Below are 25790 nucleotides of genomic sequence, written 5' to 3'. Positions count from 1 at the left end.
CCCCGCAAACTACCGAAATACGGGGAATAGAGCCTCTGAATAGAGAATGCGTATTCTTCACTAAACTGGTCATGAGCACCGATACCCATTATACTGTGGTACACCTACACACACCATGGATACTGCCATCGAAGAAATCGAATTTCTCGCCCGGTCGAGTCACCGCATCGGTGTCATAGAGGGCCTGACCGAGGGACCCCGCGAGGGTAGGGAGCTTCGCGCCGCGACGGGGGCCTCCTCACCGACCATGAGTCGAATCCTCACTGACTTCGAAGATCGTCGATGGATCGTCCGGGACGGCCCGACCTACCAACTGACACGGCTCGGCGAGTTCGTGGCAGATCGATTCCTCGATCTCCGCGACGCGATGGAGGTCGAACGCAAGCTACGCGATGTCTGGCAGTGGCTCCCGCGGGAGATGGAGGGGTTCTCCGCCGACCTCTTCGCCGACGCGGTTGTCTCCTATCCCGGTCCGAAATACCCGTACGAACCCGTCGAACGGCTTACCCAGCTCATCGAAGGAACGAGCCGAATGCGCGGGTTCGACAGTATCGTCTACAAATCGGTTAACAACGAGACGGTCTGCCAGGCTGTCCTCGACGGCATGGAACTCGAGTACGTGTACTCGCCGACCGCCCTCGAGGGGACCGTCGCGTGGAATCCCGACCGAGTCATGGAAGCCGCCGCCCGTGAGAACTGCACCGTGTATGTCCACGACGACCTCCCCGACGGGAACCGGTGTGGGCTCGGTATCGTGGACGACCGCGCCGGCATCTGCTGTCACGACGCCGAGACCGGGGCGCTGACAGCTGTGATCGATACGGACGCACCCGAGGCACGCGAGTGGGCCATCTCCACCTTCGAGCGGGTCCGCCGAGAGGCCGAACCAGTCGGGCCGGAGGCGTTCGAGACGCTGGTCCCGTCGGACCTCCTCCCGTAGGTCGCGTCGGCGACTGGTGGGCGCGCGTTTAACGACCAGCGATTTGCCGGATATCACGGTGTGGACCGGGCATTCAAGACGATTCACCGTGTCAGACCATTTCCGCCCTACCGCAGAACCGAAGCCGCTCTTCACGGGATGAAATCTTTCAGCGGACATTTAGACGTGGTCTGCCGGCGTACCTCAATCTGAGGTATCATGACCGAACAAGCAACAATACAGGAAGCATGGACCGAGATCGCCCCGGGGTATGACGAGTACGTAACGCCATCGAACATGGCTTTGGCGGAGGCAGCCCTCCAGCGGGCCAGGCTCCGATCGGGGATGCGGATGCTGGACGTTGCGGCCGGCAGTGGTGGATTGAGCATTCCGGCGGCTCGCGCGGGGGCGCAGGTGCTGGCGACAGACATCTCTCCCGCCATGGTCGAACGACTCGAAGCGCGTGCCCGCGAGGAGGGGCTCACGAACCTGGGGGCCCGAGTCATGGACGGCCAGGCCCTCGACCTCGAAGACGACACCTTCGACGTCGCCGCATCACAGTTCGGCGTCATGCTGTTCCCCGACCTGCCACGGGGACTGAGCGAGATGACGCGTGTTACCAAGCCCGGCGGCCGCGTGGTGCTCGTTACGATGGGTCCACCCTCGGAGGTCGAGTTCCTTGGATTCTTCCTCGGCGCGGTGAAAACGGCCGTCCCCGAGTTCACGGGCCTCCCGACGGATCCACCGCCGTTACCTTTCCAGGTATCGGATCCCGAGATACTGCGCGAGGAACTGGCCGACGCCGGATTGACGGACATCCGCGTGGAGACGGCGAACCACCGGTTAGAGTTCGAGTCCGGCACGCAGATGTGGGACTGGGTGACCGCCAGCAATCCGATCGGGGCGGAGATGGTCGCCGACCTGACGGCAGAGCAGAAAGCCGCGGCCCAGAAGGCGCTGGATAACAAGCTGCGCGAGCGGTCCGGGGGGAGCGGCCCCGCCGTGTTGAACAACTCGGTGAACATCGGTATCGGGACGAAGTGAGTTGACACTCCGATGAAATCAATGTCCATACAGGACCAACAAACGACGGACGCTCGGGAGCGGCTGCTGACCGAACTTCCTGTCACGGAGCGACGGCTGCAACTGGCTGGTGTTTCGACCGCCGTTCTGGAGGGCGGTGATGGTCCGCCGATCGTCCTGCTGCACGGCCCTGGCGAATCCGCGTTCTGGTGGATGCGTGTCATCCCGGAACTGGTGACGACCCATCGCGTGATCGTCCCCGACCTGCCCGGTCATGGCACGTCGGAGGTAACGAACAGCACGCTGGACGCCGACTCCGTGGTCACGTGGCTCGGCGAACTGGTCGAGCAAACCTGCCCGACGCCACCGACGCTGATCGGGCATCTGCTCGGCGGTGCCATCGCGGCTCGCTTCGCGAGCGACCGGGGTGATCGACTCCAGCGACTCGTGCTCGTGGACGCGCTTGGCTTAGGTCGGTTCCGGCCGTCCGCGAGGTTCGCGTTCGGGTTGCTCCGGTTCCTCGTGCGACCGACCGACCGTGCGTACCACAGATTTCTCGGCCAGTGTCTGTTCGATCGGGATGGTCTGATCGAGGGGATGGGTGACACCTGGGAGCCGTTCCTGGCCTATCACCTCGATCGTTCACGCACCCCGAGCGTGAAGACTGCCATGCGCACCCTCATGAAGGAGGTGGGGATGCCGATGATCCCGTCAGAGACGTTAGAACGGATCCCGGTTCCGACGACCCTGATCTGGGGGCGGGACGACCGCGCCATACGGCTCGGAGTCGCCGAAGATGCGAGTGCCCGCTACGGATGGCCGCTGAACGTGATCGACGACGCTGGCGACGACCCCAAACTCGAACGGCCTGACGTGTTCCTGCGAACACTCTACACCGCGCTCGAGACTCCCGATGATGGAGAACATGGAGGGCAGCGATGAACTACGAGTTAGCGTACAAGGTTGGCTTCCATCCGTGGGAAGATGCTATCGAGGATCCGGAGTTCGTCGAGACGATCACCGACCTGTTCGAACGCGAAGAACGTGGACGCGACCCACCCTACGGACGAGCCCTCGACGTGGGAACGGGTAGCGGGATCTGGGGGATCGAACTGGCGAAACGAGGCTGGCAGGTCACGGGTATCGACACCGTCGAAAGGGTGTTACGTCGTGCTCGTAACCGGGTCGAGGATGCCGACGTCGAGATGGAACTCGTCCTCGGAGACGTGACGGAGCTCGAAACAGCGGGAATCGACGACGAGTACCAGTTAGTGCTCGATACCGGGACCTTCCATGGATTGAACCGAGCACAGCGCGAGGCGATGGCGCGGGAGGTCGATGCGGTCGCTGGGCCCGATGCTACCGTGCTTCTCCTCGTTTGGGATCCCAAGCGGAGAGGACCGCTGCCGCGAGGGGCGACCCGAGATGAGATCGAGGCGGCCTTCCCGGGCTGGACGGTGACCGACATGGGGCCGTCACAGTTCACGGCCCCAAAACCAGTCGAATTGCTATTGACGCCAAACGAGCATTGGTACCGGCTCCGACGCGAGTGACGGGCTCGTCGTAGCAAATCTGGTTTCCGATTTCGAACTCGAAGTCAGTCAAGTGGGACCGATTGATGGATACACCCTCTATATTCAGCAGGCGGTTTTTGGCATAGTTCGGATAGATCGATAGCCGCTTCGGTAACTGCTTGCCCTGCACTTATCGCTGAGGGTGTCAAGCTTGTCACCAGTTGAGGGTTTCACCAGAGCCGCTGTTTTCAGTCGTTTGGGCGTCTCTGGTGTCCGTTGAGGTCTGCACGTGGTGACAGTCCCTTGTTGTTGCTCGAGTTCGGTGATTCGCTGGTCGCTAGGTCTGACAGTCCCCCTGTCGCGTGTTGGCCGACGCAGACGGCGCTGTGTCGCTCGTGGAGGATCCCACTGAACTGAAGCTCGCAAGTGACAGTCACCTACTACTGGCGAGTTCATGAGTGAACTCGAGTTCAGTAATACGCTGGAATACAGGGTGTCAGAGAACGTTCCCATACCCTCTCTGTGACTACCCGACAAACGGTAAGTACAGTGGACTCATCTATCGATCAAGACAGAGGGTGTCTCTTGTGGAAAGTTTCTAGATTGGCAGACGTTCAAGGGCTTGTTTAACCGAGACCTGCCGGAATTGCTGGACTATCCAGTTGTCGTCGCAGCCAAATGATGGGACGCTTACCTCGGAGTCGCCGTTTAGCGACTCGACAGTTGTTTCGAACCATTCATTTGCTGGTTGGCGTGGCTGACGTATCGAGAAATCCGCATTACTCGGACAACCGTCCGGAGCATACACGTAGCAGTGGTCTATTCGTCGATGAGCACTCTGTAGCGTAATATCATCTAAATCAAATGAATTGGTTGTCTCATTCGGGACTAGAAGAGTCGTTATCGCCCGGTCGTTGATGGCTCGCAAGAGGTGCTCTGCAGTACGGTTGACTGAAACGTTCTTGTGGTCGGGATATATGTCAAGCATCCGGTAATCCGCTGGGTTGCCGGTCGTCTGGAAGGTATAGTAGTCCGGATACTCGAAGAAATCTTCTTCGCGGGTTTCTCTGAGATAGTCGTAGAACGCAGTGACACACGAGAGAACGAAGTTACCAGCACCAAGCCCCTCAACCCCTGTTCCCATCACGACACCCACGCGGTCATCCGATGTCACGTGTGGCATCACCGTCTCTCTGGGGACCACGTCCCCATCGACCCGGTACTCGAACGAGGTACTATCCAATTCCTTTGTCGTGTGCATCTGTCACAACTGGATGTTGGCCGCCGTCATAAATAATACCGGGAGATCTGTACTCAACTGGTCAATACGCAAGTGTAGTGAACCGGTAGTTCACTCCAGATTGGGTGAAAAGAACGTCAGACGGATCGTTCTCTGACACCCTCTGGAACACGCAAGATGGACAGTCACTTGTTGTTGCTCGAGTCCACGTGATCCGCTGTTGCCGGAACCGCAGTGTTTCGTACAAGACGGTGTGCCGATCAGAAGTCCAAGTACGACGGTTTCCCGTGTGCACGCCGGAGAACATCCCCGCCGCACGGGATCGGTGAGTGCAGGAGAAGGGGGCCAGCAGAATCTGACCGGTGAGTACTAATCGTATTCAATATCCAGTATTCGTATATCGTGTTATTTCTCTACCGGAGTCGCTGACTGTTTCGAGTCAAGACGTCCATCGTCACTCCAATCCGAAGGACTTCCTCAACATCCTCGAAATTGCGCATTCCTGCGATGAGCATCGCTTCGAAACTCAATGACCAATCCCCAGAGGTGCTTCGGCAAATTGCACGATTCGCGGAGGAACTCGCCGGATATCGCGACCGGGAGAGTTCTCGACGGTAAAGTAGGAGGTCCAGAACTAGCAGTGCTCATGCAACGTATCTATCGGCGATTGTAACCGTTTTCTGCGAGATCGCGACTTTACTCCTCCAGCGACAGGGAATATACGGGTGGCCGAATCCATCCGTTGTGAGGCAATTCGTCCCCCGTTTCTACGGACGAACAGCTGTCATAGACTGCTTCAAATACGAACGACAAGGATAGCTGTTTAAATAGAGAATTCCTGATAGCGCATATGTACTCGACAGTCGGTCCGGTATGGCAGCGGTACCGGTCGGTGCCATTGATCTATCGCATCACACTCGCGTTCCTTCTCGGATCCGCAGCGGGGATCGCATTCGGTGAGCAGATGACGGTCGTCGAACCACTCGGAGACCTGTTCTTGCGGCTGCTCAACATGCTGGTGATCCCGATCATCGTCTTCACGCTGCTGACTGGAATCCGCCAGCTATCGCCAGCTCGACTCGGCAAGATCGGGGGAGCAACTGTCGGCCTCTACGCAGTAACGACCACCATCGCAGGCATCATCGGACTTGCCGTCGCGAACGCCCTTCAACCCGGCCGTGGCGTCGAGTTTACCGGCGGTGAAGCTGAGTCCCAGGCACCCCCCTCACTCACCGAGGTCGTGCTTGGCATCGTCCCGAGCAATCCTGTCACTGCAATGGCAGAGGGGAACCTGCTCGCGACCGTCTTCTTCGTGATCATTTTCGGTATCGCGCTCACCTACGTGCGTGCCCAACAAGATGAACTCGCGGATCGTGTCGACTCAGTGTTCGAGGCATTTGAGATCGGAGCCGAAGCGATGTTTGTCGTTGTTCGTGGCGTCCTCGAGTACGGCGTGGTCGGCGTATTCGCCCTCATGGCTGCCGGGATCGGCACTGAGGGAATCGGCGTGTTCTCGTCGCTCGGTGAACTCGTGCTCGCTGTCGCAATCGCAGTTGCCATCCACATCACGTTCACGTATCTACTGCTTCTCATGGGCGTGGTCGCTGACGTCTCGCCGCTCGCCTTCCTCATGGGCGCGAAGGACGCAATGGTGACCGCCTTCGCCACCCGCTCCTCGAGTGGCACACTTCCAGTGACGATGAACAACGCCGAAGAGGACCTCCGTATCAAGGAGCGTATCTACTCGTTCGCGCTTCCAGTTGGTGCCACAGCAAATATGGACGGCGCCGCCATCCGACAAGCGATTACCGTCGTCTTCGCCGCGAACGTGGTCGGACAACCACTCGCGTTCTCCGAGCAAGTACTCGTGCTGGTCGTCGCCGTGCTTATCAGCATTGGCACCGCCGGCGTCCCCGGAGCAGGGATTGTCATGCTCACCGTCGTACTCAATCAGGTCGGTCTTCCGCTTGCGGTGGTCGGATTCGTCGCCGGTGTCGACCCGATCCTCGGTCGTATCGCGACGATGAACAACGTGACCGGTGACCTCGCGGTTTCGACTGTCGTAGGCAAATGGAACGACGCGATCGACTTGGACAACGGCGTCTGGACGCAGAAATCAGCGGGCAGTGGAAATATCGTCTCTAGCGATGACTAGATGCGGGGTAAAGCGTTACTGCGGCGATAAATAAGACGCAGTCCGGCAGAAAGGCATTTCGGGTGTGTAGGTGGGGATTAGGTTGGTTCTGTCCCCTCAATGGGTATCATCGCCGGGATTCCGTTCCCGGGCATTAGACCTTCGGGAAAGTCTTTGGTAGTCACTCAGTATTCGAGATAGTTTCCTCGAAGACTGTGGGTTCTCAGAGTCTGTCCCGCTCGCTTATTGGTCATTCGCTTCTGGCGCTGAAACTACTCGCTGACGAACCCCACGAACTCCGATAACCGACAGTCCGTTTTTGGGACTGGCAGTGCTGCCGCGTGCAGGTCCGACGAACACCCGCGACATCACGCAATATAAGGACATCCACGCCGCTGCCGCGAGCAACGTCCTCACGGCTCGCAACCACTACACCGTCGAGGACCCCTATAATCGTTCTGACACCCCGGACTCGCGGCCGACGTTCGGCCTCGGCGACGGAGAGAGCGATGGAATCGTCCTCACGAACGCACTCGACGGTGACGGCTTTCTGACCGACGAATTCGGTGGACGAACTTCCCGCTCATCCACGCGGTTCTCCAGGGGCCACGCATCGTTCCGACGCCGCGACTCATCTGTGACTACGCCCGAAACGGACACATGACCTCCGAGGAGGCGAGAACGCTGATCACGGTGATCAGCCCGCATCGAAGCTGGGATACCAGCCCGCACGTCGCCCAATTGCTACAGCGCCTCGAGGAATAGCCATACTGCGAGTGTCCGGGAGAAATACTAGAATTAAGGATGAGCGGAAAATCGAGCTGGTCAATCACTCCTCGCGTTTACCGTACGTTTCCTCACCCCAACCATAGTCGGACGCTTCGTCGTTCCGTTCGAGGTAGTCGTCCAGTTCCTCCTGTACCGCTCGGCCGAGATCCGCTAACTCACCGTCGATCAGTGAAACCGTGCTCGAATCGAGCGACTCAGTCGCGTTTCGCTCCCGCCAGTCGTCCGAAATCGTTGGGGCGTCGAAGCGAAGGCGGTCTTCGGTTGGGTCCCAGTAGAAGTCGAACGCCTGGAACAGGCCGAGGTCGCTGACAATTCGAACGTGCTCTTCATCGAGATTCGTGTACTCGGTCCACTCGTTGAACCCCTCCTTCCATGCACCCTCCTGAAGCAGGTCTTCGATGTCCTCGCGATAGAAGTCCTCTGACCCGAGCGTCTCTTCTTGCCACTCGAACTCGCGGGGCATTCCTCGGTTCGAGAGGTCTGGTGGTTCCGGGACCGCTGTATCGAGTGCCATACTAGTGGTTTCACTGGAAACACAATAAAGCCCATCGCAGGTCCAAACGAGACGGAACAAGACGCCTCTCGCAAGAAAACATCCCGTACAGGATAGAGGGTGCGTATCGGTTACGCTTGGAACTTGATAGCAGTCAGTGCAACGATCGCCCGTGATCGTCGGTCTATATCCCGAGCCACTCGTCGTTTCGGACCTGATATCCGTTCTTCCGACAGAACTTCGCCGCTTCTCGGCGTACCGCCCGGGACGTCGGGAGCGTTTCTTTGTCGCGGATTCGCTCGACGATCCAGTCGCCGATGGCTTGGATCCCTTCATCGTCGTCATCGGCGTCGATCGCTTTGAGTTCCCGGAAGGTCTTCTCGTACGCCTTGCGCTGTGTCCAACTGAAATCCGAATTCCGGAGCGTCTCGCTGGCTTCCACGACCCGTTTCATGGCCGCGGCGACTGTCGGCCGCTGTACCTGCACCCGAACGGCAGCTGGAGAGTCGAACGTCTCCTCGTCTGTCTCCGGGACTAGTTCCTCGATACTGTAGCTCCCCTCGGCCGATCCGAGCTCACGATCGCCGATCGCCTCGACGACCTCGATTCCCGTCGCCGGGAATGTCAGCTCTTCGAGTTCCGCCTCAAAATCGGCGAGTTGCTCCGCTTCCACCGGTGGCTCTATTTCGTCCCCGCGCTCCAGTTCTGTGGCGAGCTCACGCTCTCGCTGGCGTCTTTCAGCGTCGTGTGCTTGCTTGTCTCGACCGCGCTTATCGTCTGCCATCCTCGAATGTTGGCTCTCCAGTCGGATAGCTCTGTGGCCGACAAAGAAACCGTGCTATCAGCTACTGGAAGTTTTCCTGTGTCCACCGAGGGGCTCGGCTACCGGTACGTTCGGTGATGACTTTGACACAGTCAGGGACATCTATCGACTCGACAGCGACGAACCCCGACGACCCGAACTGACGCCTACAGACGACACCAGAATCCTCGCCTCGTCGATTACGTGCTCATCGGGTCCGACGCACCCAGATACTCTGTCCGTGGAAAATTCTCGGTAGATCACGAGCCACTGCGTTACATCGGTTCCCGAACAGTGCTAGTCGTCTCTAACTGTGTCCGCTATACGCACGAGCTCTGCCTTCTTGAACGGATTCTGTGTGCTATCTGGAGCATCGTCATCGAGTTCACCGATCTGATAGAGAATCCCGGCTCGCATCTGCGGCTTCGACGGAAGAGAATTCGCGTCGATGTCGTAGTTTACGGCGTCGCAAATGGCCGCGAGATCTTCCTTCGTGAACGTGGTCGAAACCTCGCGTTCGAATCGGCCAGTTGCCGTTCTGATTTCGTTCCTGAGTTCGTGAACGGTCGGTGTCATACTGGCCGTAATGTGGAGTAGACGTGTGTAAATTTCGGTCAGGATCAAACAATGCTCGAGTGGCCGTCGGAGCCGCCCGTTGGGTCAGTCTGCTGGAGGTCACAAGCGCTCAAATTGTTAGATTGTACCCCTCAATGACGTTGCTCACGCCCGGTACTGGACGGTTATCGGTGTCCGCGATGCGACGAGGATCAGTGCGGCGCTAGCTGTGCTGCCGAACTCGAGCGAATTATCGGATCGCACACCAGCGGAGATCTGCTACGACGTCTCGCGCTCTGCACACGGTCGCTTACCGGTTCGCCGAGGACCGAACCGTCTGCCACCGAGCAGCCGATGGCAGTGAGCGGTCGGTCCGTGACCACCTTACGGGGCTCGTCCAGCCTCTCGCATGTACCCGTCGAGGGTCTCCGCCAGTTTCGCCGCGAAGGCCTCGTCGTTGATGTCGGTCTCCATCTCGAGGAGTTCGACGTCGTCTTCGAGCGACGACCGGAGCGCGTCGAACAGCGCCGCGTCGGCCTCGGGATCATAGAAGTCCTCTCCCTCGACGTCGATCGCCGAGACGCCCTCGAGGGGAAGGACGAGCGCGGTGGGTCCGGTCGCGTCGTTGAGCTTCTCGGAGATGATCTCCCCGAGTTCGGCGTTTTCCTCGGGCGTCGTCCGCATGAGTGTCACCTGCGGGTTGTGAACGTGGAACTGACGGCCCTCGAACTCCTCGGGGACCGAATCGCGAGGGCCGAAGTTGACCATGTCGAGCGCGCCCGTCGACACGACCTGCGGGATGCCCTCGTCGCCGGCCGCCTCGAGTCGGTCCGGACCGGCGCTCAGGACGCCGCCGACCAGTTCGTCGGCCCACTCGGTCGTCGTGACGTCGAGCACACCGTCGACGACACCCTCCTCGACGAGCGATTCCATTGCGCGCCCGCCGGTCCCGGTGGCGTGGAAGACGATCGCCTCGTAGCCCATGTCCTCGAGTCGCTCGCGGGCCGCCTGCACGCAGGGCGTCGTGACGCCGAACATCGTCATGGCGATCGTGGGTCGCTCTTCTACGTCGACGTCGGGGTCGTTCGAGACCATGCCGACCATCGCCAGCGCGGCGTTGGAGATGATCCGCCGCGAAAGTTGGTTCAACCCCTCGATATCCGCGACCGAGTACATCATCGTGACGTCCCGGGACCCGACGTAGGGCTCCGTATCGCCCGACGCCATCGTCGAAACCATGACCTTCGGGACGCCGACGGGCAGCGCCCGCATGGCCGCCGTCGCGATCGAGGTGTTTCCCGACCCGCCCAATCCGAGGACGCCGTCGAGGACACCCTCATCGTGGAGTCGCTGGGCGACCTCGGCCGCGCCATCGCCCATCGCCTCTATCGCCTCGCCGCGGTCAGCCTCCTCGCGGAGGTGCTCGAGGGTCGTTCCCGCTGCATCGGCGACCTCGCTCGCAGTCGTCTCCGGCTCGAATCCCGGTTCGCCCATCACGCCCGCGTCGACGACGTGGACGTCCACACCCTGGGCTTCGAGGACGTCCCTGGCGAAGCCGATCTCTTCCGCTTTCGTATCCAACGTTCCGATGATGACGACGCTCATGGGTCTGAGTCGTTCGAAGCGGCGGTTTCCACGCTCGGGAGTTCGCCGGCGGGGACGACCTCGCACTCCGGCAGCTCCCGCAGTTCGGCTTCCGGTCCCGGCGGCGCGTAGACGGCCAGAAGGAGCAGGGGCTCCCAGCCGGTATTCACCGTCCCGTGTTCGACGCCCTCCGGTACGAACACCAACTCGCCGGCCGCGATTTCACGCGTCTCGTCGCTGATCTCCTGTCTTCCCTCTCCGCGCAGAACGTAGAGGATCTCGTCGCTCTCGGGGTGCGTGTGTCGCTCGTGGCCTTTCCCCGGCTCGAGTTTCACGACGCCCGCGCTGAAGCGGTCACCGCCGGTAACGTCAGGGGTATGCAGCCACTTGAGGACTCCCCAGTCGAACGCTAGACTCTCGACGTCATCCGGTTCGACGAAGTACTGTGGGTCCGTCATGGTCGGAACTCGATCGATTTGAACTCGCGGGCCTGGTTCTCGATGGCCTCCTCGGTCGGCAACCGCTCGAGGCTGGACGCGCCGAAGAAGCCGGCGACGCCCTCTGTGTTGTTCAGGACGTACTCGGCGTCGTCCGGCCAGGCGATCGGTCCGCCGTGGCAGATAACGAGCACGTCGTCGTTGACGTCTTTGGCGGCGTCGTGGTGGGCCTGCACCCGTTCGGCTGCCGCATCGAGGTCCAGCGCCGTTTCAGCGCCGATGTCGCCCGACGTCGTCAGTCCCATATGCGAGACGATCACGTCCGCGCCGGCCTCGGTCATCTCGCGGGCCTGCTCCTCGGTGAAGACGTACGGACACGTGAGCATCTCCTGCTCGGCGGCCTCACGGATCATCTCGACTTCCTTGTCGTAGCCCATCCCAGTCTCCTCTAAGTTCCGGCGGAACTGGCTGTCCTCGTCGATGAGACCGACGGTCGGGAAGTTCTGGACGCCCGAGAACCCGCGGCGCTTGAGATCTTCGATGAAGACGTCCATCTGCCGGAACGGATCGGTTCCGTTGACCCCCGCCAGTACCGGCGTGTCCTCCACGACCGGCAGCACTTGCCGCCCCATGTCGACCACGATCTCATTGGCGTCGCCGTACGGAAGCAGACCCGCAAGCGAACCACGGCCGTTCATCCGGTACCGGCCCGAGTTGTAGATGATCAGCAGGTCGACGCCGCCGCGCTCGGCGAACTTCGCCGACATCCCCGTCCCCGCTCCGGCGCCGATGATCGGCTCGTCGTTCGATACCGTCTCCTCGAGTCGTCGGACCGCTTCCTCGCGCATAAACTCCATGACAAATGTTGTCGACCACATGACAGCTCTTTAAGCTTTCCTCGACCGGGAAATCAGTGGGCGGTCGCCGGACGGATCGAAGACCGCTGCGACGCAAGCCGTTCGCGTTCGGAGCGAGGGAGTTGGAGTCCGTCGGGCTGATGCTTCTGGCCGGAGCGATCGCCGCGGCGTTCCAATAGGTTGGCGACTACTTCGCCATCGAAGCGTGCAGCACGGTCGGCTTCGCCCTGATTTTGCTCTCGTCGTCCGCGGTCAGCGGGGCCGTGCCCTACCGTACGATCGCGACGATGCGAGAACGGTCGAAATCGTCCGCGACGTCTGCAGACTAACGCCACAGCGGGCCGCTCTCCCCCGTCCAATCTCGGCTCATCGACATTGCACAATATTCACACAACCCTTATACCGGTACGAACCCTCTCTCGAGGTAGTAACATGGCTAACTCGATGGCAGAGCAACTACAGCAGGACATGGAGTGTGAAGGGTTGCTGGAGTGTATCCACGGGCTCAAGCAACTCGACAAGGAGTGCTTTCGCGTGCTGGTCGAGAGCGAGGACGCGCTGACGATCGACGAGGTCGCCGAACAAGTCGACCGCGAGCGCTCGACCGCGTACCGCTCGATCCAGCGGCTGCTCCAGAGCGGGTTCATCCAGAAAGAGCAGATCAACTACGATCAGGGCGGCTACTACCACGTGTACTATCCGACGGATCCCACTCAGATCGCAAACGATATGCAGCGGATGTTAAACGACTGGTACGCGAAGATGGGGCAACTCATCCAGGAGTTCGAGGACAAGTACGAACACGCCGAGGCCGACACCGAAATCCCCGCCCAGAGCTAATCGTCCAGTTCGTCCAGCGCCCGGTCCTCGCGCTCTTCGAGCCGTTCTCGTGCTATCGATACCGATCTTCTCGCCGGCGTTCGCTAAATCCAAAGATGGTGACCTACCAGTAGTTGGTACCACTCGAGGCCGGTGGCTACTCGATCGACGAATCGCGAACCCGCCGGGCACTGAGCGAGGAGATGGATGTCCGGTTCGCCGAGGAGGGTTCAACCTACGAGGTCGTCAGTGAGAGCGGGAACACCTACACGGTCGATATCGAGGCAGAGACGTGTACCTGCCCAGATTATAACCAATGCCAGCCCACTGATGGTTGCAAGCATCTCAGACGTGTTGATCTCGAGATCCGAACTGGGATCGCCCCCGCTCCGGATGGGACGTTCAATCGAGAACAGTAGTTAATAATACGATTCTTTATCAGGTCGGTTAGGAAACTCGCGTTCAGTACAGAAAATAGACTGATCGATATATGTGACCCCAATCTTTTAAGTGGTCGCCTAAAACAGTTTACAATGTCTTCGAACGAGGAGGGAGAAGATGAGCGGGTTAACATTTTATTGGTTGAACCAAATCCCGGAGACACACGTCTCTTCACGGAATCCTTCAAAGATGCCAAGCTCAAGAATAGTCTCTACACCGTCTCTGATGCTGACGCTGCCCTTGATTTTATCAATCAACGCGGTGAGCATGCAGATGACCCACGTCCTGATCTGATCCTGCTCGAGCCGAAGTTACCCGGAGACAGAGGTATGGATGTATTGTCTGAACTGGATAATGAGCCAGCAGTAAGTGACATCCCTGTTGTTGTCCTCACGAGTTCGGAGGTAGGAGAGGGTATCGTCAAATCGAAGGGCGTTGATGCGGATCACTATGTTCAAAAGCCAGTTGAGCCGGATGATTTTATCGAGTTCGTACAGGAAATTGAGGACTTGTGGATAGCACTCATCCAAGAGAAGCCAACAGAGAACTGAGTATCCTGCCGGTGACTTAGCACCCGATTGAGTGTGCCCAGAGACAAACGTTCAGTTCGCACGCATACTTATCGAGAGAGATTGTTTCACACTTCTAAGGCATGAAGGAATTGCGCTACTATTTATTGCTACCCGTAACCGCAAACGAGGGAACTCAGCGTCTGCTCGAGCGTATGCGGGAGCCTGCCGATTCGGCCGCGGTCGACCGACGTCAGGGCGGAATGCCGTAGGTGTCGTCGTCGAGGTCGATCATGTAGACGTTGTCCATCCGATCGATCTCGTCGATGCGACCGACGTCGTCGGCCTCGAGTTCCCACTCGAAGAGCTCGAGGTTCTGTCGGAGATGCTCCGCCGACGTCGACTTCGGAACCACGACCACGTCCTTTTGGAGCGCCCACTTCAGGGCGACCTGTGCAGGGGTCTTCTCGTAGCTATCGGCGATATCGTTCAGTACCGGGTCGTCGAACAGTTCGGTTCTGGCCAGCGGCGCGGCTGCCTCGACGACGATGTCGTTCTCCTGACAGTACTCGAGCAACTCCTCGCGGTAGTACCACGGATGGAGTTCGATCTGGTTGACCGCGATCGGCACGTCCGCGACCTGCTGGGCGAACATGAGCTGATACCGGCTGAAGTTGCTCACGCCGACGTTCCGAATCAGCCCCTCCTCGTGGGCGCGCTCGAGCGCGTTGAACGTCTCCCGCAGCGAGATCGCCGGGTTCGGCCAGTGGATGAGATACAGGTCGAGATAGGACGTCCCGAGTTTCTCGAGAGAGGCCTCGAGGGACTCGAAGACGTCGTCGTAGTGCAGGTTCGACGGCAGCACCTTCGAGGTGAGGAACACGTCCTCGCGGTCGTGTTCGGCGAGCACCTCGCCGATCTCGGCCTCGTTTTTGTATCCCTCCGCCGTGTCGATGTGCGTGTAGCCGACCTCGAGTGCGGTTTCGACCGACTCGTTGACGGCGTCGCCGCTGATGTCCCACGTGCCGGCGCCGACGACCGGAATTTCGTCGCCGCTCGGAAGCGATTGAGTTGGTACTGAGTCCATAGAAGTTACGACTCGACGTTTTCAACCAACGCACAAAACAGCTACGAACCAGGGGTATTTCGCGGGTTCATCGTCCGTACGGGTGACACGAAGAATTGAGGTATGATCTCATGGGCCAAGGGACTTGGCAGTTCGATACAGAGAACACAGTCTTCTACAGACGAACACGGGAGTGCTTCGAGGGGAGACCTCAGGGAGGAGTCTCTAACAAAGGGTTTTACTCGAGACAATAGTAGTATCTCGTATGACACGGGATCGGACTGCGAGGCACCGAGCGAGGCTGCTGGCGACGCTGCGACTGCAGTATCCGGACGCGCTCGCCGAGAGCGGCTTTCGGTTGCTCCATCCGGAGACGGGCGAGCCGTACACGGACGATCGCCGCCATCTCGTCGCTACCTGCCGTTCGATCGCGAATTTCTCGGTCGGTGCCGTCGTCGACGGTCCCGAGTGGTGTCTCGATGCGGCCGAACACGGACTCGAGTTCCTGCGGGAGTCACACCGCGCTGCCGACGGCGGCTACCACCTCGTCGTCGACGACGGCGGTGAGCCGGTCGATCGGACGCGGTCGGCGTACGGACACGCCTTCGTGCTGCTCGCGTACGCCCGCGCTGCGGCTGCCGGTCTCGACGGCGCCGTCGAGGACCTCCGAGCGACGCACGAACTGCTCGAGGAACGCTTCCGCGACGATGCCGGGTTATTCCGCAGTGACTGTGATCCCGATTGGACGGAGCGGGAAGCCTACCGGGGCCAAAACGCCAACATGCACGCCTGCGAGGCGTATATCGCGGCCTACGAAGCGACGGGCGAGAGCCGGTACTACGACCGTGCGCGCCACATCGCCGAGACGATCACCGACGACCTCGCGGCAGCGACGGACGGACTCCTGTGGGAACACTACACCGACGAGTGGATCCACGAGTTCACCTACAACGAAGACGAGCCGCGCCACCAGTTCCGTCCGCCGGGCTACCAGCCCGGACACCACGTCGAGTGGGCGAAGTTTCTCGGGTTGCTCGATCGCTACGGGTGCGAAGACGAGAGTATAGTCCCGATGGAGGGGCAGTACGCTCGCGCGAGAGAACTATTCGATGCCGCCGTCGATCTCGGCTGGGCCGACGACGGATTCGTCTACACCGTCGACCGCGACGGTGAACCGATCGTTTCCGACCGCTACGGCTGGGCCCTCGCAGAGGCCCTCGGTGCCGCGGCGGTGCTCGCCGAACGCGCGGATTTCCACGGCGACGAGGAGGAGCGTGACCGCTTCCGCGACTGGGAACGGCTGCTCGCCGACTGCGCCTCCGCGTATCGCGGTCCCGCCGGACTCTGGTACGAGAAGCGGCTGTCGCCGGAAGACGGCGGCGATCCGATCGGGCCGGAGCCGCCGGGCGTCGAATCCGACTATCACCCCGCGAGTGCGTACTACGAGCGGTGGCGATCTGCGCGGAAAGTAAGTGACCGTCAACGACCGTGATCAGACCGATTCGAGGTGCCCGACGACCGCAAGAGTGACCTCCACGCCACCAACGACCTCTTCCATTACTGCGCAAACCGCACCAGCGAGTGGGCGTGGCGCTACCCGGACGAGGACTGCATCACGAGCAAGTCAAAAGCCGAAGACGCCCTCTATGAAGACCTCCGCGAGGAAACCGACTATCTCCACGCCAACCTCGTCCAGAAGGCCATCAAACGCGCTATCAAAGACATCGACAACGCGGTAGACAGGCTCGCAGACACGGAGAGAGTAGAGCCTATGGTGGCGTCTGAGGCAGTGCTCGCTGCTTGAGTGACGGCCCCATCTGAAGAGTTCGAGTGTCCTCGATGGCTTCTGTCGCTGTGAGCGCAGCTGCTACGCGCAGCCACGGGCCGACCGTCGGATGATCAAGCAATCGTGACGGATCCAGTGGCCAAAAGAGTGCACTCCCAAGTACGTCGTCAGGATCACCGTACCGGTCTGGTGGCACCATTATCTCGAGGAGTGCATCAGTTGTGTCGAGTAGCGTCTGGGTGTCCTCGAGAACAGCTGGAACAACAGGATCGCGGCGTTCAGTAGTTGTCTGGAACGGCACCGTCAATCGGTACCCATTCGTATCGATATGGATGAGATCGAGTGCCTCAAGCCGATCGCGATACTTCCGAATCGTCCGTGCTGAGACAGCTGCCCGCTCAGCGAGTTCGCGTTGTGAGAGTCGGTACTCGGCTGTGAGCAACGCGTGGATGATTTGGCCAACTGCCGGTGGGAGATCAGAGAGCAATTGCTTCGGCTCGAGCGTTCCCAGCGCATAGCGGAGTTCGTCTAGTCGGAGTTCTCGGTGTTCGTCTTCGCCGGCGAGTTGCTGGAGTGCCTGAGCGGCGGCATACGGCGAGCCGGTCACTGCATGCAGCAGCGAGACGATCTCTCGAGTTAGGCGGAGGTTTTTCGACTGGAGAATCCGCGTCGCAGTCGCCGCGTAGGCCGTCCGATCGACCGTCGAAAGAGAAACGTGGATTGCAAACTCAGGCGCGCCCTCAGCGACTGTTGCTGGGCGCTCGAGCGATTCCTCGAGGGGCGGGCGGAGTCGATGGATATCTTTCCCACGAACGACCAGAGAGCCAATGAGCGTCCCCAGCGGGTCGCCGGCATCGACGGTCGGCGAGAGGGCAGTCCGTCGCTTCTCCTCACGAGCTTCGAACAGTTGCCGATAGCAGGCGAATGCACCGTATCTCGACTGAAGTGCCGTCGAAATGCCGATTGCAGTCGCGAGTTCGTGGAGTGTGTCAGCACCGAGTCCACCCGGGACTCGGAGTTCCCGAGTGACATCGATCCCAAGAGCGTCGAACAGATGGATGATCGAGCCAGCAAGGCCGTGAGCCGAGCGCATGATCGATCCACGGAACCGGTCGCGATCCTCGTACTCGCCGGCCGAGAGTTTCGCGGTGAGCTCCTCAAGACGAGTTCGAAGCGGAAAACCCCCTGCTCTACCACCTCCCCGAAGGTGCTGAGATAGCCATCGAAGCCGAGTCATCGACAGGAGAATCGAAGCCCGCACAGACATGGCTCAACTTAGTCCAAGCAGCCAACTTCGGACAGCGGTGTCTTTTCGCGTGTCGGGAAGACGTTGCTCCGAACATCTGGCGTACACTTACAGAGAACGGCCACTACTCCCATCAGTGGGACGGCGAGCACGAACGATACTACAACTCGGGGAACCTCTCGATCAGCGGCGAGCACGTCTACCGACCAGCCACTGGACGCGAGACCGTCTGGCTCCATGACCAGGATTCCGGCAAGATACTGCTCCGAGACAGTGCTGGGAACGAACACGCACGCTTCCCCGACGTGAAGTCAGTGGTCTCCGCAGTCAGTCACTACCCGGCAACCGAGTCCGACATCGAGAACACCGACGACTGGGTTCCGATCAAGAAGCCGTTCATCCCAGAGTGGGAACTGAACGAGACCGCGTCGATCGATCCGAGCGAGTGGGACATCATCATCATCCCGAACGATCCCGTCGACGAAACCGACCTCGAGATCTACGAGGGCGAACCGCGACCACTCACATCGTTGATTGGGCAAGAGAGTACAGACGGGAAAGAAGAACAAGACGTACAAACCGAACAAGACGATAGAGACGGGATAGACCTCTCGGACCTACGACTCAGCAAAGACGACTAACTCGACTGCATCTGCTCGAGGATATCGACCATCTTCTCGTGCTTGTCTTGCATCTCTTGTACGGTTTGTTCCAGTCCGTCGATCCGTTCTTCGAGACGACGGACATACTCCATACTCGGGAACGACTGCCACGACTTTGACTCGAGGAACGACTGGCCCAACTCTGTGATCGAGTAGACGTTGGCCGGGATCCGTCCCGAACCCTCGGTCTGACCGACGACTTCAACCAGCCCTAGCTGCTCGAGTTCATCCATGTGATAGTTCATGCTACCAGAGGGGATGTCCGTCTGTCGCCGAAGGTCCGTCGTCGAGAGAGCATTCTGATCTGACCTCGAGAGGGCCGTGAGTAACGCCCCTCGGTCCTCCGTGATGCGCTCTGCAATCTCATCGAACTCACCCGAACTATCTGAACTCATACATTGACCACACTGTATGGCTAATATCTATCCGCTTAGTTTTTCTCCAGAGATTATCCAGCTAATACAGCACCGCCGACCATCAAAGACCCGTCCAACCACTATACTACAGCTAAGGGGAACAGAACTCGAGAGAGAACCTCTCGAGAAGCATAGAATAGAGCGAGGCGAAGCCGAGCGACAATAGGCAGGGATGTCCACCAGCAGAAACACGGCCGACTGCGAGCGGAGTGAGACCGACTGAACGGAAAACGAGACAGGGCGAACTCAGTAGTTCAACTTCTCGAGAAGAGACCGAACCTCCAAAGCAGTAGCATCGACGAGACGATCGAGACCATACTTAATAACGAGCGGGTAGAAGTGGCGGTTCTTCTCGAGGTCAGTCCCGAACTCACGTTCATACTCAGCAGAGAGCATCTTGTACTGGGAGTCCATCTCATCACGCTGCTCTCTGGAAGAGAGGTACGTCCCGACCTGTTCATCCTTGAGAGTAGGATGGTCTGACTCTGACTCCGTGGCTGTCTTGTCCGTGCTGTCAGTCTCTTCAGGCTGGCCCGTCTTTTCTGGCTGGTCCGTCTGTGCTGGTTCTTCTGGTTCAGTGCTCTTGCCCGTCTCTTCCATCTCTTCCGTCTTGGATCGATTAGACTGATTCCGTCTTTCACGAAGGCAGCTGGCATGATCACTATCACTCATGCCTCGAGCAGTTCCGAATCAGATTCAGGCTCAGTAGTAGGCTCTGGGAACCCGAACTGGTGGTCAAGCCTCTCCGCGATCTCGAGGAAGACCTCACAGATATCGGACTCCGGTCTGCACTCAAAGACCGAGGATCCGTTATCCAGAGCATCCTGGATGGCAGCGCGTTCACGAGCGTCCCACACTGGGATGTCGTCATAGGCCTCATTGATCCAGTCGACTATCTCCTGGGTACGATTCTTGCGAACGTCGATCCGGTTGATAAGGACGCCGACCTCATTAACGGTGATCTCGTAATCCCCCTCGAGTACGTCGACGTAATCAGAGAGCAGCTCGAAGGTACGCTTACTGGTAGACTCCGCCAGCGCCGGGATCAGGATGTTCTGGGTTGCATGAAGCGAGTTGTCCGTGAGGTTCCCGAGGTTAGGCAGTGCGTCGACGAGGAGGTAGTCATAGTCCGTGTCCGGATCTTCCTCGATGTGCTGTAGGAAGGAATCAAGCCGAACTCCGCCCCGTCGTGCGAGGGTAAGTTCCGGCTCTGCCGCAGTCATATCGATGTTACTGGGGAGGACATCCATCTCCTCGTGTTCCCTTCAGGAGTCGAATCTCCAATCTCGTCTTGGCCTATCTCCCGTGTAGTGTTCAGTTGGTCTTGGTGAACACTCTCTTGATCCAGAATTCCTCGAACTAATCATGTGGGAGGCGATCAAGGACCGGGCTGGGTTTAGGGTCAAGAAACTCACGAGAAGATTCGAGAATTCCATGATATTCTCCAGTCTCGCGGAACACGTGTCACAGTGAAAACGGCTGTGTGCGCGGCGATCATCCGTCACGAGGTCGATGAGGAGATCGAGGAGGACGACGTCACCAAGATCGCGACCCAGGTCCTCGGGAACAAGCGGAACGCGAACCGGTTCTTTGACGGTATCGTCTCGAACTTCTACGAGCCGACGGATCACCCGAACATCGAGGAGAGCGATATTAGCGTGGCATACTGCCCGCCGGACGTCAGAAAGCGTCTCGGTTGCGGTGAGGGCACCTATGCTTCATCTCTCGACTACGTCGGGTGTGTGTATCACGAGAACTGGTATTCGAGTCTCGTCGACAAAGTGACGGACCAACTCGAGAGGGAACCCGAAGTTTCCGTCGTTGGCAAGTCCCAAGGTCCACTTAAGCCTATCTGGGAGAATCGGGAGGTGTTCGAACGATACGTGGAAGATCTTGACGACGCCGCGGCGGTCTATACGAAACCGCTCTCTCAGGTGCTCGAGGTTCAGGATGAGGTCGACTGCGAGATTCTGTTTCCGGATCCGGCCGGCGACGATGAGGTGACATCGACGGACGAGCTCGACGTCGAGCTTGAGGCCGAGCACGAGAGCGAGGACTGATCAACCTTGGACGAGCAGACGATGGCGAGAGCATTCCGCGCAATGGACATTCCAACAGTCGTGGACAACGTTGAAGCCGACAGCGATTACCTCGAGGCGCGTGTTGGCGAGACCCTCGTCGTAGGGCCGCCTTGAGTTGGCGCTGGATCGCCATTACTCAAGGTTCATCTCCGCGAGCGCGGTCTCCTCGAAGTAGATCTCGCTCTGGACGTGGTCGATCTGCTCGGATGAATCGACGAGGATGTGCGCTTCGTCGATGTCTCGCACCTCGAGCTTTTGCCCTTGAGCTGGTGCTTGACGGCGTCGACCTTCCGATCGTCCTGCTGGTCGGAGACGCTGTTCTTGATGTAGCTCGCGATCGTGGCCTTCGGATCCGAGACGACCTGGATGCTCTCGTCGGTCGGTACCTGGTAACCGAGCGCGACTCGAGTGTTCCGGCAGCAGGTTGCCGTTCGAATCGCGGAACTTCCCGTAGATCGGGAGTCCGATCTTATCCCCGACGCTGACGGCGTTGCGGATGAGAACGCCTACGCCGTCTTTCGGGCTGATCGAGAGGACGGGCGTCAGCTGGTCGGGGATGTTCGTCTCCGTCGAGACGTACTTCAAGGTATCGCCCAGCGCGGCGTACAGCGAGAGGCTCATTTATGCGAGCACCTCGTTGATCATGCCCTGAGCGTTGAAGCGCTCGGCCGCCTCGCGGACGACGAACGCACCCGAGCCGAGGGTGAACGCGCGCTTGTTGACGACCGTCTCGCCGAGGGCCATCCCGCCGATGCCGAAGATCTCGGACGGGAGCATCGTGCCGGTCGCGGTGTCGACGAGGTACGGGGCGAGGTAGCCGCCCGCGACCATGCCAACATCCATCCACACGTCGCTGTCAGTCAGGGCCTGCGTGGCCTGATCGAAATTCATCGCCATGCGATCCGACCAACCGACCGAATTCGGATATAAGAGTGCGTCAGGTACGCAGTTAGCCGACGTAGATGGTGGCGGTCCGCGGTAATCTGCAGTCAACCGCTGTCACGAGGGGGGCCGTTCTCCAAAACTCCCGTCTCGTATTTTGAGTGAGGCTTCCTCAGATACCAGTAATCAAATCGATTTAAGAGCGGTATGATTAACAGGCCGGAGTTCGTGGTGTAGTCAAATGCGGACTCGAGAACTTCCGGAAGCGGCTCCCGGCCACTATCGCGAGTCTCATCCACATCCATACTACATTCCGGACAAGCTTCCCCTCTCAACAGGGATCGATATCGACGACGAACTCACGGACCGTATCGCCGACGCGTCCTTTCAGCTCGGCCGGATCGACGGGATCAGTCCAACCGTTGATTTCTCGCCAGTTCTCTACACGTCTCTCGTCCGCCTCGAGGCCGTCGAGACCGCCGAAATAGAAGGGGCCGATGTCGACGTGGATGAGGTATACGCCCATCACACACGGACCAGCAGAGACGAGACTGTCGACGTGAGTCGGGACTTGCAGGAGGTCCTGAACGCCGAACGCGCCCTTCAGAAAGGATTCGACGCGATCAAACAGGGCGAGCCGATAACGCTCGACCTCCTCCAGTCGCTCCATGAGTTGCTCCTCGAAAACGTCCGGAACGAAGGTGAGGTCGTGGGAGATTGGCGAACGACCGATGTCCACCTTCCCTCTCCGTACGCCAGTCAGCCTCCGTTCGTTCCCCCGCCGCACCAATCGGTTCCCGAGCTGATGGACTCCCTAGAGACGTATATCCAGATGGGCGGCCAATATCACCCGCTCGTCGATCTCGCGATTACGCATTACCAGTTTGAGACGATTCATCCCTGTGAGGACGGGAATGGCCGGCTCGGCCGCATTCTCATCGTGTTACAGCTCTGCGCTGAGGGATATCTGAGCGAGCCGTATCTCTATCCGAGCGCCTACTTGAATCGCAACAAGCAGGAATACGTCGAGAAGATGCGCGCTGTGAGCGAAACTGGGGACTGGCATGACTGGATCACGTTCTTTGTCGAAGGAATCGAGGTACAGGCGCGGGACTCGTACGAGCGAACACAGCGGCTGATAGAACTTCGACGCGACTACGAGCAACGGTATCCACACCAGAAAACGAGCCATCGCCTTGCGCGGGGCGTCTTCGACATGCCGTACTTCACTGCCAGCGATGTTCAAGATGAGTTCGATGTCAGTCGACAAACCGCGTATAACGCCATCGAGGAGTTAGTATTCGACGGTATCCTCGTCGAGACGACTGGTAAACAGCGGAATCAAGAGTACAAAGCGATCGATATCTTCGACATCCTCGAGAGACCGCCGGATCACTAACTTGGAGATCGTGGGTTCATTACCCGCTACGTTGGAGAACGGAGCCGCTACGGGTGTCCTCGAGGACCTGCTCGAAGTCCGCCATCAAGGCCCCAACGACATTGGCCCGCGAAAGTTCGTGACCGCGCCGGTCCTCGAGGTGGTCTTGAATCCGTTCGAACTGATCGGCCTTGCTCTTCCTGTGCTCCGGCGGGAAGATCCGCAAACTGGCATCGAACACTGCTTTCGTCGATATTGTTCGTCGATTCTGATACGGAAATCACGTGTGACCGGGAGCCATTGTCTGCTTCACCATTGTTGTTCGTAGAATCATTGTCACCGTTTGATTTTCGAGGCGTACCGACGGGAGACAAAGTGAAGGAACTACGTCCATCGACCGTATTCCAGTCACACAATGGGATACGAGTACACTGGCGACGCCCACCTCGAACTCGTCACGGCCTACGAAGCGGACGAATCACCGTTTCCGACAGACGATTCACGAGTGTATCCGCGCCGGGAGTTTCTGCGTGACGAACCCCTTCTACTCAAACAACTTCTGTTCCCCCGATGCTGGAACGGGACGGACTTGGTCGACGATACAGCCGAAGCGAGACGCCACTTAACAGCGCTCGGCACCTGCATTCGGAAGGGAATCACGGCGTATTCGAGTCGCGACGCGGACGACCTGACCGGCGTCGTCGATGGGATACTCGACCGACTGCCGGAAATCCGGCGCACTCTCAAGAAAGACGTCGAGGCGGCGTACAAGGGCGACCCCGCGGCGAAAAGCTACTGTGAAATCATTCGGTCGTACCCAGGCTTTCACGCCATCCTCACCCACCGGGTTGCACACCGCCTCTACGAGGCGGACCACGTCAAGTACGCGCGCGAACTCGCCGAGTACTCGAAAGTCGAGACGGGCATCGACATCCATCCCGGCGCGACAATCGGCGACCACTTCTTCATCGACCACGGGACCGGCGTCGTCATCGGTGAGACGGCCACGGTCGGTGACTGGGTCCGAATCTACCAGAACGTGACGCTGGGGGCCCTCCACTTCGAGGAGGAGGAGGGCGAGGAACACATGCTGGCGAAAGATTACAAGCGCCATCCCGACATCGGCGACCACGTCGTCATCGGCGCCGGGAGCAACGTCCTCGGGCCGGTCGATATCGGCGACCACGTGAGTATCGGGGCGAACTCGTGGGTCACCGACGACGTGCCGAACGACACGAGCGTGTTCATCTCCGACCATCCCGAGCAAGAGCGGAAACCGAACAAGTAGCGCTGCACTAACGGTATGACTACCCCTCCGCAGGAACGTCCCCGAGAACGGCGAGGCCGTCGATGGGACTCGTGGCGAAAAAGATGGCACCCTCGACGAGTATGGGTGGAATTGTTATCGGGTGGAAATTATATATAGCGTAGTTCCGACGCACGTCACCCGTTTCGCGGTCGAACGCGGTAATCGTCTCGCCGTATCCGGAGTCGCGGTACTGGGAGCTGTCGGCCGTGGCAACCACCATTTCGGTCCCGACGGCGACCCCGGCTCCGTAGACCCAGCCGTCGTGCAACCGCCGAGTCGTGCCGGCCTCGATATCGACCGCGAGGAGGCCGCCCTGGTTGTACGCGACGAACGCGGTCCCACCGTCCGCGGCGACTGTCGTTTCGCCGCTTCTCTCGTAGTCCTCAAAGACGGTGGTCTTACTGCACCTCGCTCCCGTCGCCCGGTCGTGGACGACGAGCGTGTTCCCGTCGGCGGCGTGAGGACGCCTTTGTCGAGCATGTCGCCGACGACGTCTTTGAGGGTGCTCGCGAAGAGACGTGGACAGAGTTCGAGGACCAGCTCGATGTCAAACTCACCCCCGTACTTCGAAAAGAAGGGGTCCGCGACGAAGAACTCCGAGAGATACATGATATCGTCTTAGAGGTTGCACTCGACAATCTCGAGGAGTTCCCCGAACGCCTCAAAGAGAAACGGCAGCGGATGGGCTAATTCCGATGAGACGCACGACCTACATACGCTCTACGTACTGAAGCTCGAACCCGACGAAGATCCACACGCAAAATGGTATGTCGGTATCACTATTAACTACGAGCAGCGGCTCTATCAGCACAGGAACGGACAGGGGGTGATTGGTCTGATCGGAACAC

The 25790-nt window shown here is 59.3% G+C and carries 28 protein-coding genes and 3 pseudogenes; 15 read left to right on the top strand and 16 right to left on the bottom strand.

Annotated features, from left to right (window positions below):
* Positions 1–115: 115 nt before the first annotated feature.
* The 4 genes from HTUR_RS19695 (at position 116) to HTUR_RS19680 (ending at position 3495) form a co-directional block, all read left to right on the top strand.
* Positions 116–940, top strand: coding sequence for a helix-turn-helix transcriptional regulator (locus tag HTUR_RS19695; RefSeq protein ID WP_012945092.1), 825 nt, complete (start codon positions 116–118; stop codon positions 938–940).
* 198 nt (positions 941–1138) lie between these two features.
* Positions 1139–1963: a class I SAM-dependent methyltransferase gene (locus HTUR_RS19690; RefSeq protein ID WP_012945091.1), complete on the top strand. Its 825-nt coding sequence runs from the start codon at positions 1139–1141 to the stop codon at positions 1961–1963.
* Positions 1964–1984: 21 nt separating this feature from the next.
* Positions 1985–2884, top strand: coding sequence for an alpha/beta fold hydrolase (locus HTUR_RS19685; RefSeq protein WP_226377542.1), 900 nt, complete (start codon positions 1985–1987; stop codon positions 2882–2884).
* On the top strand, positions 2881–3495 hold the full coding sequence (locus HTUR_RS19680; RefSeq protein WP_012945089.1) for a class I SAM-dependent methyltransferase: 615 nt from the start codon (positions 2881–2883) through the stop codon (positions 3493–3495). Before HTUR_RS19685 ends, HTUR_RS19680 begins: the two co-directional genes overlap by 4 nt.
* Positions 3496–4054: 559 nt before the next feature.
* Here HTUR_RS19680 and HTUR_RS19675 read toward each other — a convergent pair.
* Positions 4055–4717 carry a hypothetical protein gene (locus HTUR_RS19675; protein WP_012945088.1) on the bottom strand — a complete coding sequence of 221 codons (663 nt, stop codon included), beginning with the start codon at positions 4715–4717 and terminating at the stop codon, positions 4055–4057.
* An 829-nt stretch (positions 4718–5546) separates the two neighbouring features.
* Between HTUR_RS19675 and HTUR_RS19670 the strand changes: the two genes are divergently transcribed.
* The gene (locus HTUR_RS19670; protein ID WP_012945087.1) at positions 5547–6851 is read left to right on the top strand and encodes a dicarboxylate/amino acid:cation symporter; all 1305 of its coding nucleotides are present in this window, start codon (positions 5547–5549) and stop codon (positions 6849–6851) included.
* Positions 6852–7191: 340 nt separating this feature from the next.
* Positions 7192–7595 (top strand): annotated as a pseudogene (locus HTUR_RS19665) (hypothetical protein); the annotation flags it as partial.
* Positions 7596–7659: 64 nt separating this feature from the next.
* On the opposite strand, the gene HTUR_RS19660 reads toward HTUR_RS19665, so the two are convergent.
* From HTUR_RS19660 to HTUR_RS19635, 6 genes are all read right to left on the bottom strand, one after another.
* On the bottom strand, positions 7660–8082 hold the full coding sequence (locus HTUR_RS19660) for a hypothetical protein (protein ID WP_012945085.1): 423 nt from the start codon (positions 8080–8082) through the stop codon (positions 7660–7662).
* Between the two features lie 214 nt (positions 8083–8296).
* Positions 8297–8896 carry a DUF5789 family protein gene (locus tag HTUR_RS19655; RefSeq protein WP_012945084.1) on the bottom strand — a complete coding sequence of 200 codons (600 nt, stop codon included), beginning with the start codon at positions 8894–8896 and terminating at the stop codon, positions 8297–8299.
* 315 nt (positions 8897–9211) lie between these two features.
* Entirely contained in the window at positions 9212–9490 is a 279-nt protein-coding gene (locus HTUR_RS19650; protein WP_012945083.1) for a hypothetical protein, read from the bottom strand.
* A 363-nt stretch (positions 9491–9853) separates the two neighbouring features.
* On the bottom strand, positions 9854–11074 hold the full coding sequence (locus HTUR_RS19645) for a Tm-1-like ATP-binding domain-containing protein (protein WP_012945082.1): 1221 nt from the start codon (positions 11072–11074) through the stop codon (positions 9854–9856).
* The gene (locus tag HTUR_RS19640) at positions 11071–11511 is read right to left on the bottom strand and encodes a cupin domain-containing protein (protein WP_012945081.1); all 441 of its coding nucleotides are present in this window, start codon (positions 11509–11511) and stop codon (positions 11071–11073) included. The genes HTUR_RS19645 and HTUR_RS19640 overlap by 4 nt, the downstream gene beginning before the upstream one ends.
* On the bottom strand, positions 11508–12347 hold the full coding sequence (locus HTUR_RS19635; RefSeq protein WP_012945080.1) for a phosphoenolpyruvate hydrolase family protein: 840 nt from the start codon (positions 12345–12347) through the stop codon (positions 11508–11510). The genes HTUR_RS19640 and HTUR_RS19635 overlap by 4 nt, the downstream gene beginning before the upstream one ends.
* A 432-nt stretch (positions 12348–12779) precedes the next feature.
* Between HTUR_RS19635 and HTUR_RS19630 the strand changes: the two genes are divergently transcribed.
* From HTUR_RS19630 to HTUR_RS19620, 3 genes and pseudogenes are all read left to right on the top strand, one after another.
* Positions 12780–13187, top strand: a complete 408-nt coding sequence (locus HTUR_RS19630) for a helix-turn-helix domain-containing protein (RefSeq protein WP_012945079.1) — start codon at positions 12780–12782, stop codon at positions 13185–13187.
* Between the two features lie 122 nt (positions 13188–13309).
* A pseudogene (locus HTUR_RS19625) lies at positions 13310–13585 on the top strand (hypothetical protein); the annotation flags it as partial.
* 114 nt (positions 13586–13699) lie between these two features.
* Complete coding sequence (locus HTUR_RS19620) at positions 13700–14158, top strand: response regulator (protein ID WP_012945078.1); 459 nt, start codon at positions 13700–13702, stop codon at positions 14156–14158.
* A 211-nt stretch (positions 14159–14369) separates the two neighbouring features.
* On the opposite strand, the gene HTUR_RS19615 is transcribed toward HTUR_RS19620, so the two are convergent.
* Positions 14370–15203, bottom strand: coding sequence for an aldo/keto reductase (locus HTUR_RS19615; RefSeq protein WP_012945077.1), 834 nt, complete (start codon positions 15201–15203; stop codon positions 14370–14372).
* A 244-nt stretch (positions 15204–15447) separates the two neighbouring features.
* On the opposite strand from HTUR_RS19615, the gene HTUR_RS19610 reads away from it, so the two are divergent.
* Together HTUR_RS19610 and HTUR_RS19605 are read left to right on the top strand one after the other, a co-directional pair.
* Positions 15448–16674, top strand: coding sequence for an AGE family epimerase/isomerase (locus tag HTUR_RS19610; protein ID WP_012945076.1), 1227 nt, complete (start codon positions 15448–15450; stop codon positions 16672–16674).
* A gap of 15 nt (positions 16675–16689) precedes the next feature.
* Positions 16690–16944 (top strand): annotated as a pseudogene (locus HTUR_RS19605) (RNA-guided endonuclease InsQ/TnpB family protein); the annotation flags it as partial.
* A 7-nt stretch (positions 16945–16951) separates the two neighbouring features.
* On the opposite strand, the gene HTUR_RS25700 reads toward HTUR_RS19605, so the two are convergent.
* A complete protein-coding gene (locus HTUR_RS25700; RefSeq protein WP_226377540.1) occupies positions 16952–18061 on the bottom strand; it encodes a helix-turn-helix domain-containing protein in 1110 nt (369 codons plus the stop codon).
* Positions 18062–18528: 467 nt separating this feature from the next.
* On the opposite strand from HTUR_RS25700, the gene HTUR_RS19595 reads away from it, so the two are divergent.
* A complete protein-coding gene (locus tag HTUR_RS19595) occupies positions 18529–18855 on the top strand; it encodes a hypothetical protein (RefSeq protein WP_012945074.1) in 327 nt (108 codons plus the stop codon).
* On the opposite strand, the gene HTUR_RS19590 is transcribed toward HTUR_RS19595, so the two are convergent.
* From HTUR_RS19590 to HTUR_RS19580, 3 genes are all read right to left on the bottom strand, one after another.
* Complete coding sequence (locus tag HTUR_RS19590) at positions 18852–19271, bottom strand: helix-turn-helix domain-containing protein (protein ID WP_012945073.1); 420 nt, start codon at positions 19269–19271, stop codon at positions 18852–18854. The genes HTUR_RS19595 and HTUR_RS19590 overlap by 4 nt on opposite strands.
* Positions 19272–19538: 267 nt before the next feature.
* On the bottom strand, positions 19539–19892 hold the full coding sequence (locus HTUR_RS19585) for a hypothetical protein (protein ID WP_226377539.1): 354 nt from the start codon (positions 19890–19892) through the stop codon (positions 19539–19541).
* A 68-nt stretch (positions 19893–19960) separates the two neighbouring features.
* The gene (locus HTUR_RS19580; protein WP_049941956.1) at positions 19961–20542 is read right to left on the bottom strand and encodes a ParA family protein; all 582 of its coding nucleotides are present in this window, start codon (positions 20540–20542) and stop codon (positions 19961–19963) included.
* A 219-nt stretch (positions 20543–20761) separates the two neighbouring features.
* Between HTUR_RS19580 and HTUR_RS19575 the strand changes: the two genes are divergently transcribed.
* Positions 20762–21352, top strand: coding sequence for a hypothetical protein (locus HTUR_RS19575; protein WP_012945070.1), 591 nt, complete (start codon positions 20762–20764; stop codon positions 21350–21352).
* 153 nt (positions 21353–21505) lie between these two features.
* Here HTUR_RS19575 and HTUR_RS19570 read toward each other — a convergent pair whose 3' ends face one another.
* Both HTUR_RS19570 and HTUR_RS19565 read right to left on the bottom strand, forming a co-directional pair.
* Positions 21506–21994 carry a hypothetical protein gene (locus HTUR_RS19570; RefSeq protein WP_012945069.1) on the bottom strand — a complete coding sequence of 163 codons (489 nt, stop codon included), beginning with the start codon at positions 21992–21994 and terminating at the stop codon, positions 21506–21508.
* The gene (locus HTUR_RS19565) at positions 21995–22270 is read right to left on the bottom strand and encodes a hypothetical protein (protein WP_012945068.1); all 276 of its coding nucleotides are present in this window, start codon (positions 22268–22270) and stop codon (positions 21995–21997) included.
* A 226-nt stretch (positions 22271–22496) separates the two neighbouring features.
* On the opposite strand from HTUR_RS19565, the gene HTUR_RS19560 reads away from it, so the two are divergent.
* Positions 22497–23654 (top strand): Fic family protein, encoded by a 1158-nt coding sequence (locus tag HTUR_RS19560; protein ID WP_012945067.1) that lies wholly within the window; start codon positions 22497–22499, stop codon positions 23652–23654.
* Positions 23655–23673: 19 nt separating this feature from the next.
* On the opposite strand, the gene HTUR_RS19555 is transcribed toward HTUR_RS19560, so the two are convergent.
* A complete protein-coding gene (locus HTUR_RS19555; protein WP_226377538.1) occupies positions 23674–23874 on the bottom strand; it encodes a hypothetical protein in 201 nt (66 codons plus the stop codon).
* A gap of 174 nt (positions 23875–24048) precedes the next feature.
* Here HTUR_RS19555 and epsC point away from each other — a divergent pair, with 174 nt between their 5' ends.
* Positions 24049–24921: a serine O-acetyltransferase EpsC gene (epsC, locus tag HTUR_RS19550; RefSeq protein ID WP_012945066.1), complete on the top strand. Its 873-nt coding sequence runs from the start codon at positions 24049–24051 to the stop codon at positions 24919–24921.
* A gap of 19 nt (positions 24922–24940) precedes the next feature.
* Here epsC and HTUR_RS19545 read toward each other — a convergent pair whose 3' ends face one another.
* Positions 24941–25210, bottom strand: coding sequence for a hypothetical protein (locus HTUR_RS19545; RefSeq protein ID WP_049941954.1), 270 nt, complete (start codon positions 25208–25210; stop codon positions 24941–24943).
* Between the last annotated feature and the right edge of the window lie 580 nt (positions 25211–25790).

The organism is Haloterrigena turkmenica DSM 5511 (assembly GCF_000025325.1).
Classification (GTDB): Archaea; Halobacteriota; Halobacteria; order Halobacteriales; family Natrialbaceae; genus Haloterrigena; species Haloterrigena turkmenica.
Note: the sequence above shows the minus strand (reverse complement) of the source record. Positions and strands in the feature narration are given on the sequence as shown.

What these genes read in the sequence shown, in the direction of transcription:
- HTUR_RS19685 (WP_226377542.1), top strand. Translation starts at nt 1,985, where the DNA reads ATGTCCATACAGGACCAACAAACGACGGACGCTCGGGAGCGGCTGCTG.
- HTUR_RS19645 (WP_012945082.1), bottom strand. Translation starts at nt 11,074, where the DNA reads ATGAGCGTCGTCATCATCGGAACGTTGGATACGAAAGCGGAAGAGATC.
- HTUR_RS19650 (WP_012945083.1), bottom strand. Translation starts at nt 9,490, where the DNA reads ATGACACCGACCGTTCACGAACTCAGGAACGAAATCAGAACGGCAACT.
- HTUR_RS19585 (WP_226377539.1), bottom strand. Translation starts at nt 19,892, where the DNA reads ATGGAAGAGACGGGCAAGAGCACTGAACCAGAAGAACCAGCACAGACG.
- HTUR_RS19620 (WP_012945078.1), top strand. Translation starts at nt 13,700, where the DNA reads ATGTCTTCGAACGAGGAGGGAGAAGATGAGCGGGTTAACATTTTATTG.
- HTUR_RS19580 (WP_049941956.1), bottom strand. Translation starts at nt 20,542, where the DNA reads ATGGATGTCCTCCCCAGTAACATCGATATGACTGCGGCAGAGCCGGAA.
- HTUR_RS19675 (WP_012945088.1), bottom strand. Translation starts at nt 4,717, where the DNA reads ATGCACACGACAAAGGAATTGGATAGTACCTCGTTCGAGTACCGGGTC.
- HTUR_RS19565 (WP_012945068.1), bottom strand. Translation starts at nt 22,270, where the DNA reads ATGGCGATGAATTTCGATCAGGCCACGCAGGCCCTGACTGACAGCGAC.
- HTUR_RS19630 (WP_012945079.1), top strand. Translation starts at nt 12,780, where the DNA reads ATGGCTAACTCGATGGCAGAGCAACTACAGCAGGACATGGAGTGTGAA.
- HTUR_RS19635 (WP_012945080.1), bottom strand. Translation starts at nt 12,347, where the DNA reads ATGGAGTTTATGCGCGAGGAAGCGGTCCGACGACTCGAGGAGACGGTA.
- HTUR_RS19590 (WP_012945073.1), bottom strand. Translation starts at nt 19,271, where the DNA reads ATGAGTTCAGATAGTTCGGGTGAGTTCGATGAGATTGCAGAGCGCATC.
- HTUR_RS19695 (WP_012945092.1), top strand. Translation starts at nt 116, where the DNA reads ATGGATACTGCCATCGAAGAAATCGAATTTCTCGCCCGGTCGAGTCAC.
- HTUR_RS25700 (WP_226377540.1), bottom strand. Translation starts at nt 18,061, where the DNA reads ATGCGCTCGGCTCACGGCCTTGCTGGCTCGATCATCCATCTGTTCGAC.
- HTUR_RS19560 (WP_012945067.1), top strand. Translation starts at nt 22,497, where the DNA reads ATGCGGACTCGAGAACTTCCGGAAGCGGCTCCCGGCCACTATCGCGAG.
- HTUR_RS19680 (WP_012945089.1), top strand. Translation starts at nt 2,881, where the DNA reads ATGAACTACGAGTTAGCGTACAAGGTTGGCTTCCATCCGTGGGAAGAT.
- HTUR_RS19610 (WP_012945076.1), top strand. Translation starts at nt 15,448, where the DNA reads ATGACACGGGATCGGACTGCGAGGCACCGAGCGAGGCTGCTGGCGACG.
- epsC (WP_012945066.1), top strand. Translation starts at nt 24,049, where the DNA reads ATGGGATACGAGTACACTGGCGACGCCCACCTCGAACTCGTCACGGCC.
- HTUR_RS19640 (WP_012945081.1), bottom strand. Translation starts at nt 11,511, where the DNA reads ATGACGGACCCACAGTACTTCGTCGAACCGGATGACGTCGAGAGTCTA.
- HTUR_RS19570 (WP_012945069.1), bottom strand. Translation starts at nt 21,994, where the DNA reads ATGAGCCTCTCGCTGTACGCCGCGCTGGGCGATACCTTGAAGTACGTC.
- HTUR_RS19655 (WP_012945084.1), bottom strand. Translation starts at nt 8,896, where the DNA reads ATGGCAGACGATAAGCGCGGTCGAGACAAGCAAGCACACGACGCTGAA.
- HTUR_RS19690 (WP_012945091.1), top strand. Translation starts at nt 1,139, where the DNA reads ATGACCGAACAAGCAACAATACAGGAAGCATGGACCGAGATCGCCCCG.
- HTUR_RS19615 (WP_012945077.1), bottom strand. Translation starts at nt 15,203, where the DNA reads ATGGACTCAGTACCAACTCAATCGCTTCCGAGCGGCGACGAAATTCCG.
- HTUR_RS19670 (WP_012945087.1), top strand. Translation starts at nt 5,547, where the DNA reads ATGTACTCGACAGTCGGTCCGGTATGGCAGCGGTACCGGTCGGTGCCA.
- HTUR_RS19660 (WP_012945085.1), bottom strand. Translation starts at nt 8,082, where the DNA reads ATGCCCCGCGAGTTCGAGTGGCAAGAAGAGACGCTCGGGTCAGAGGAC.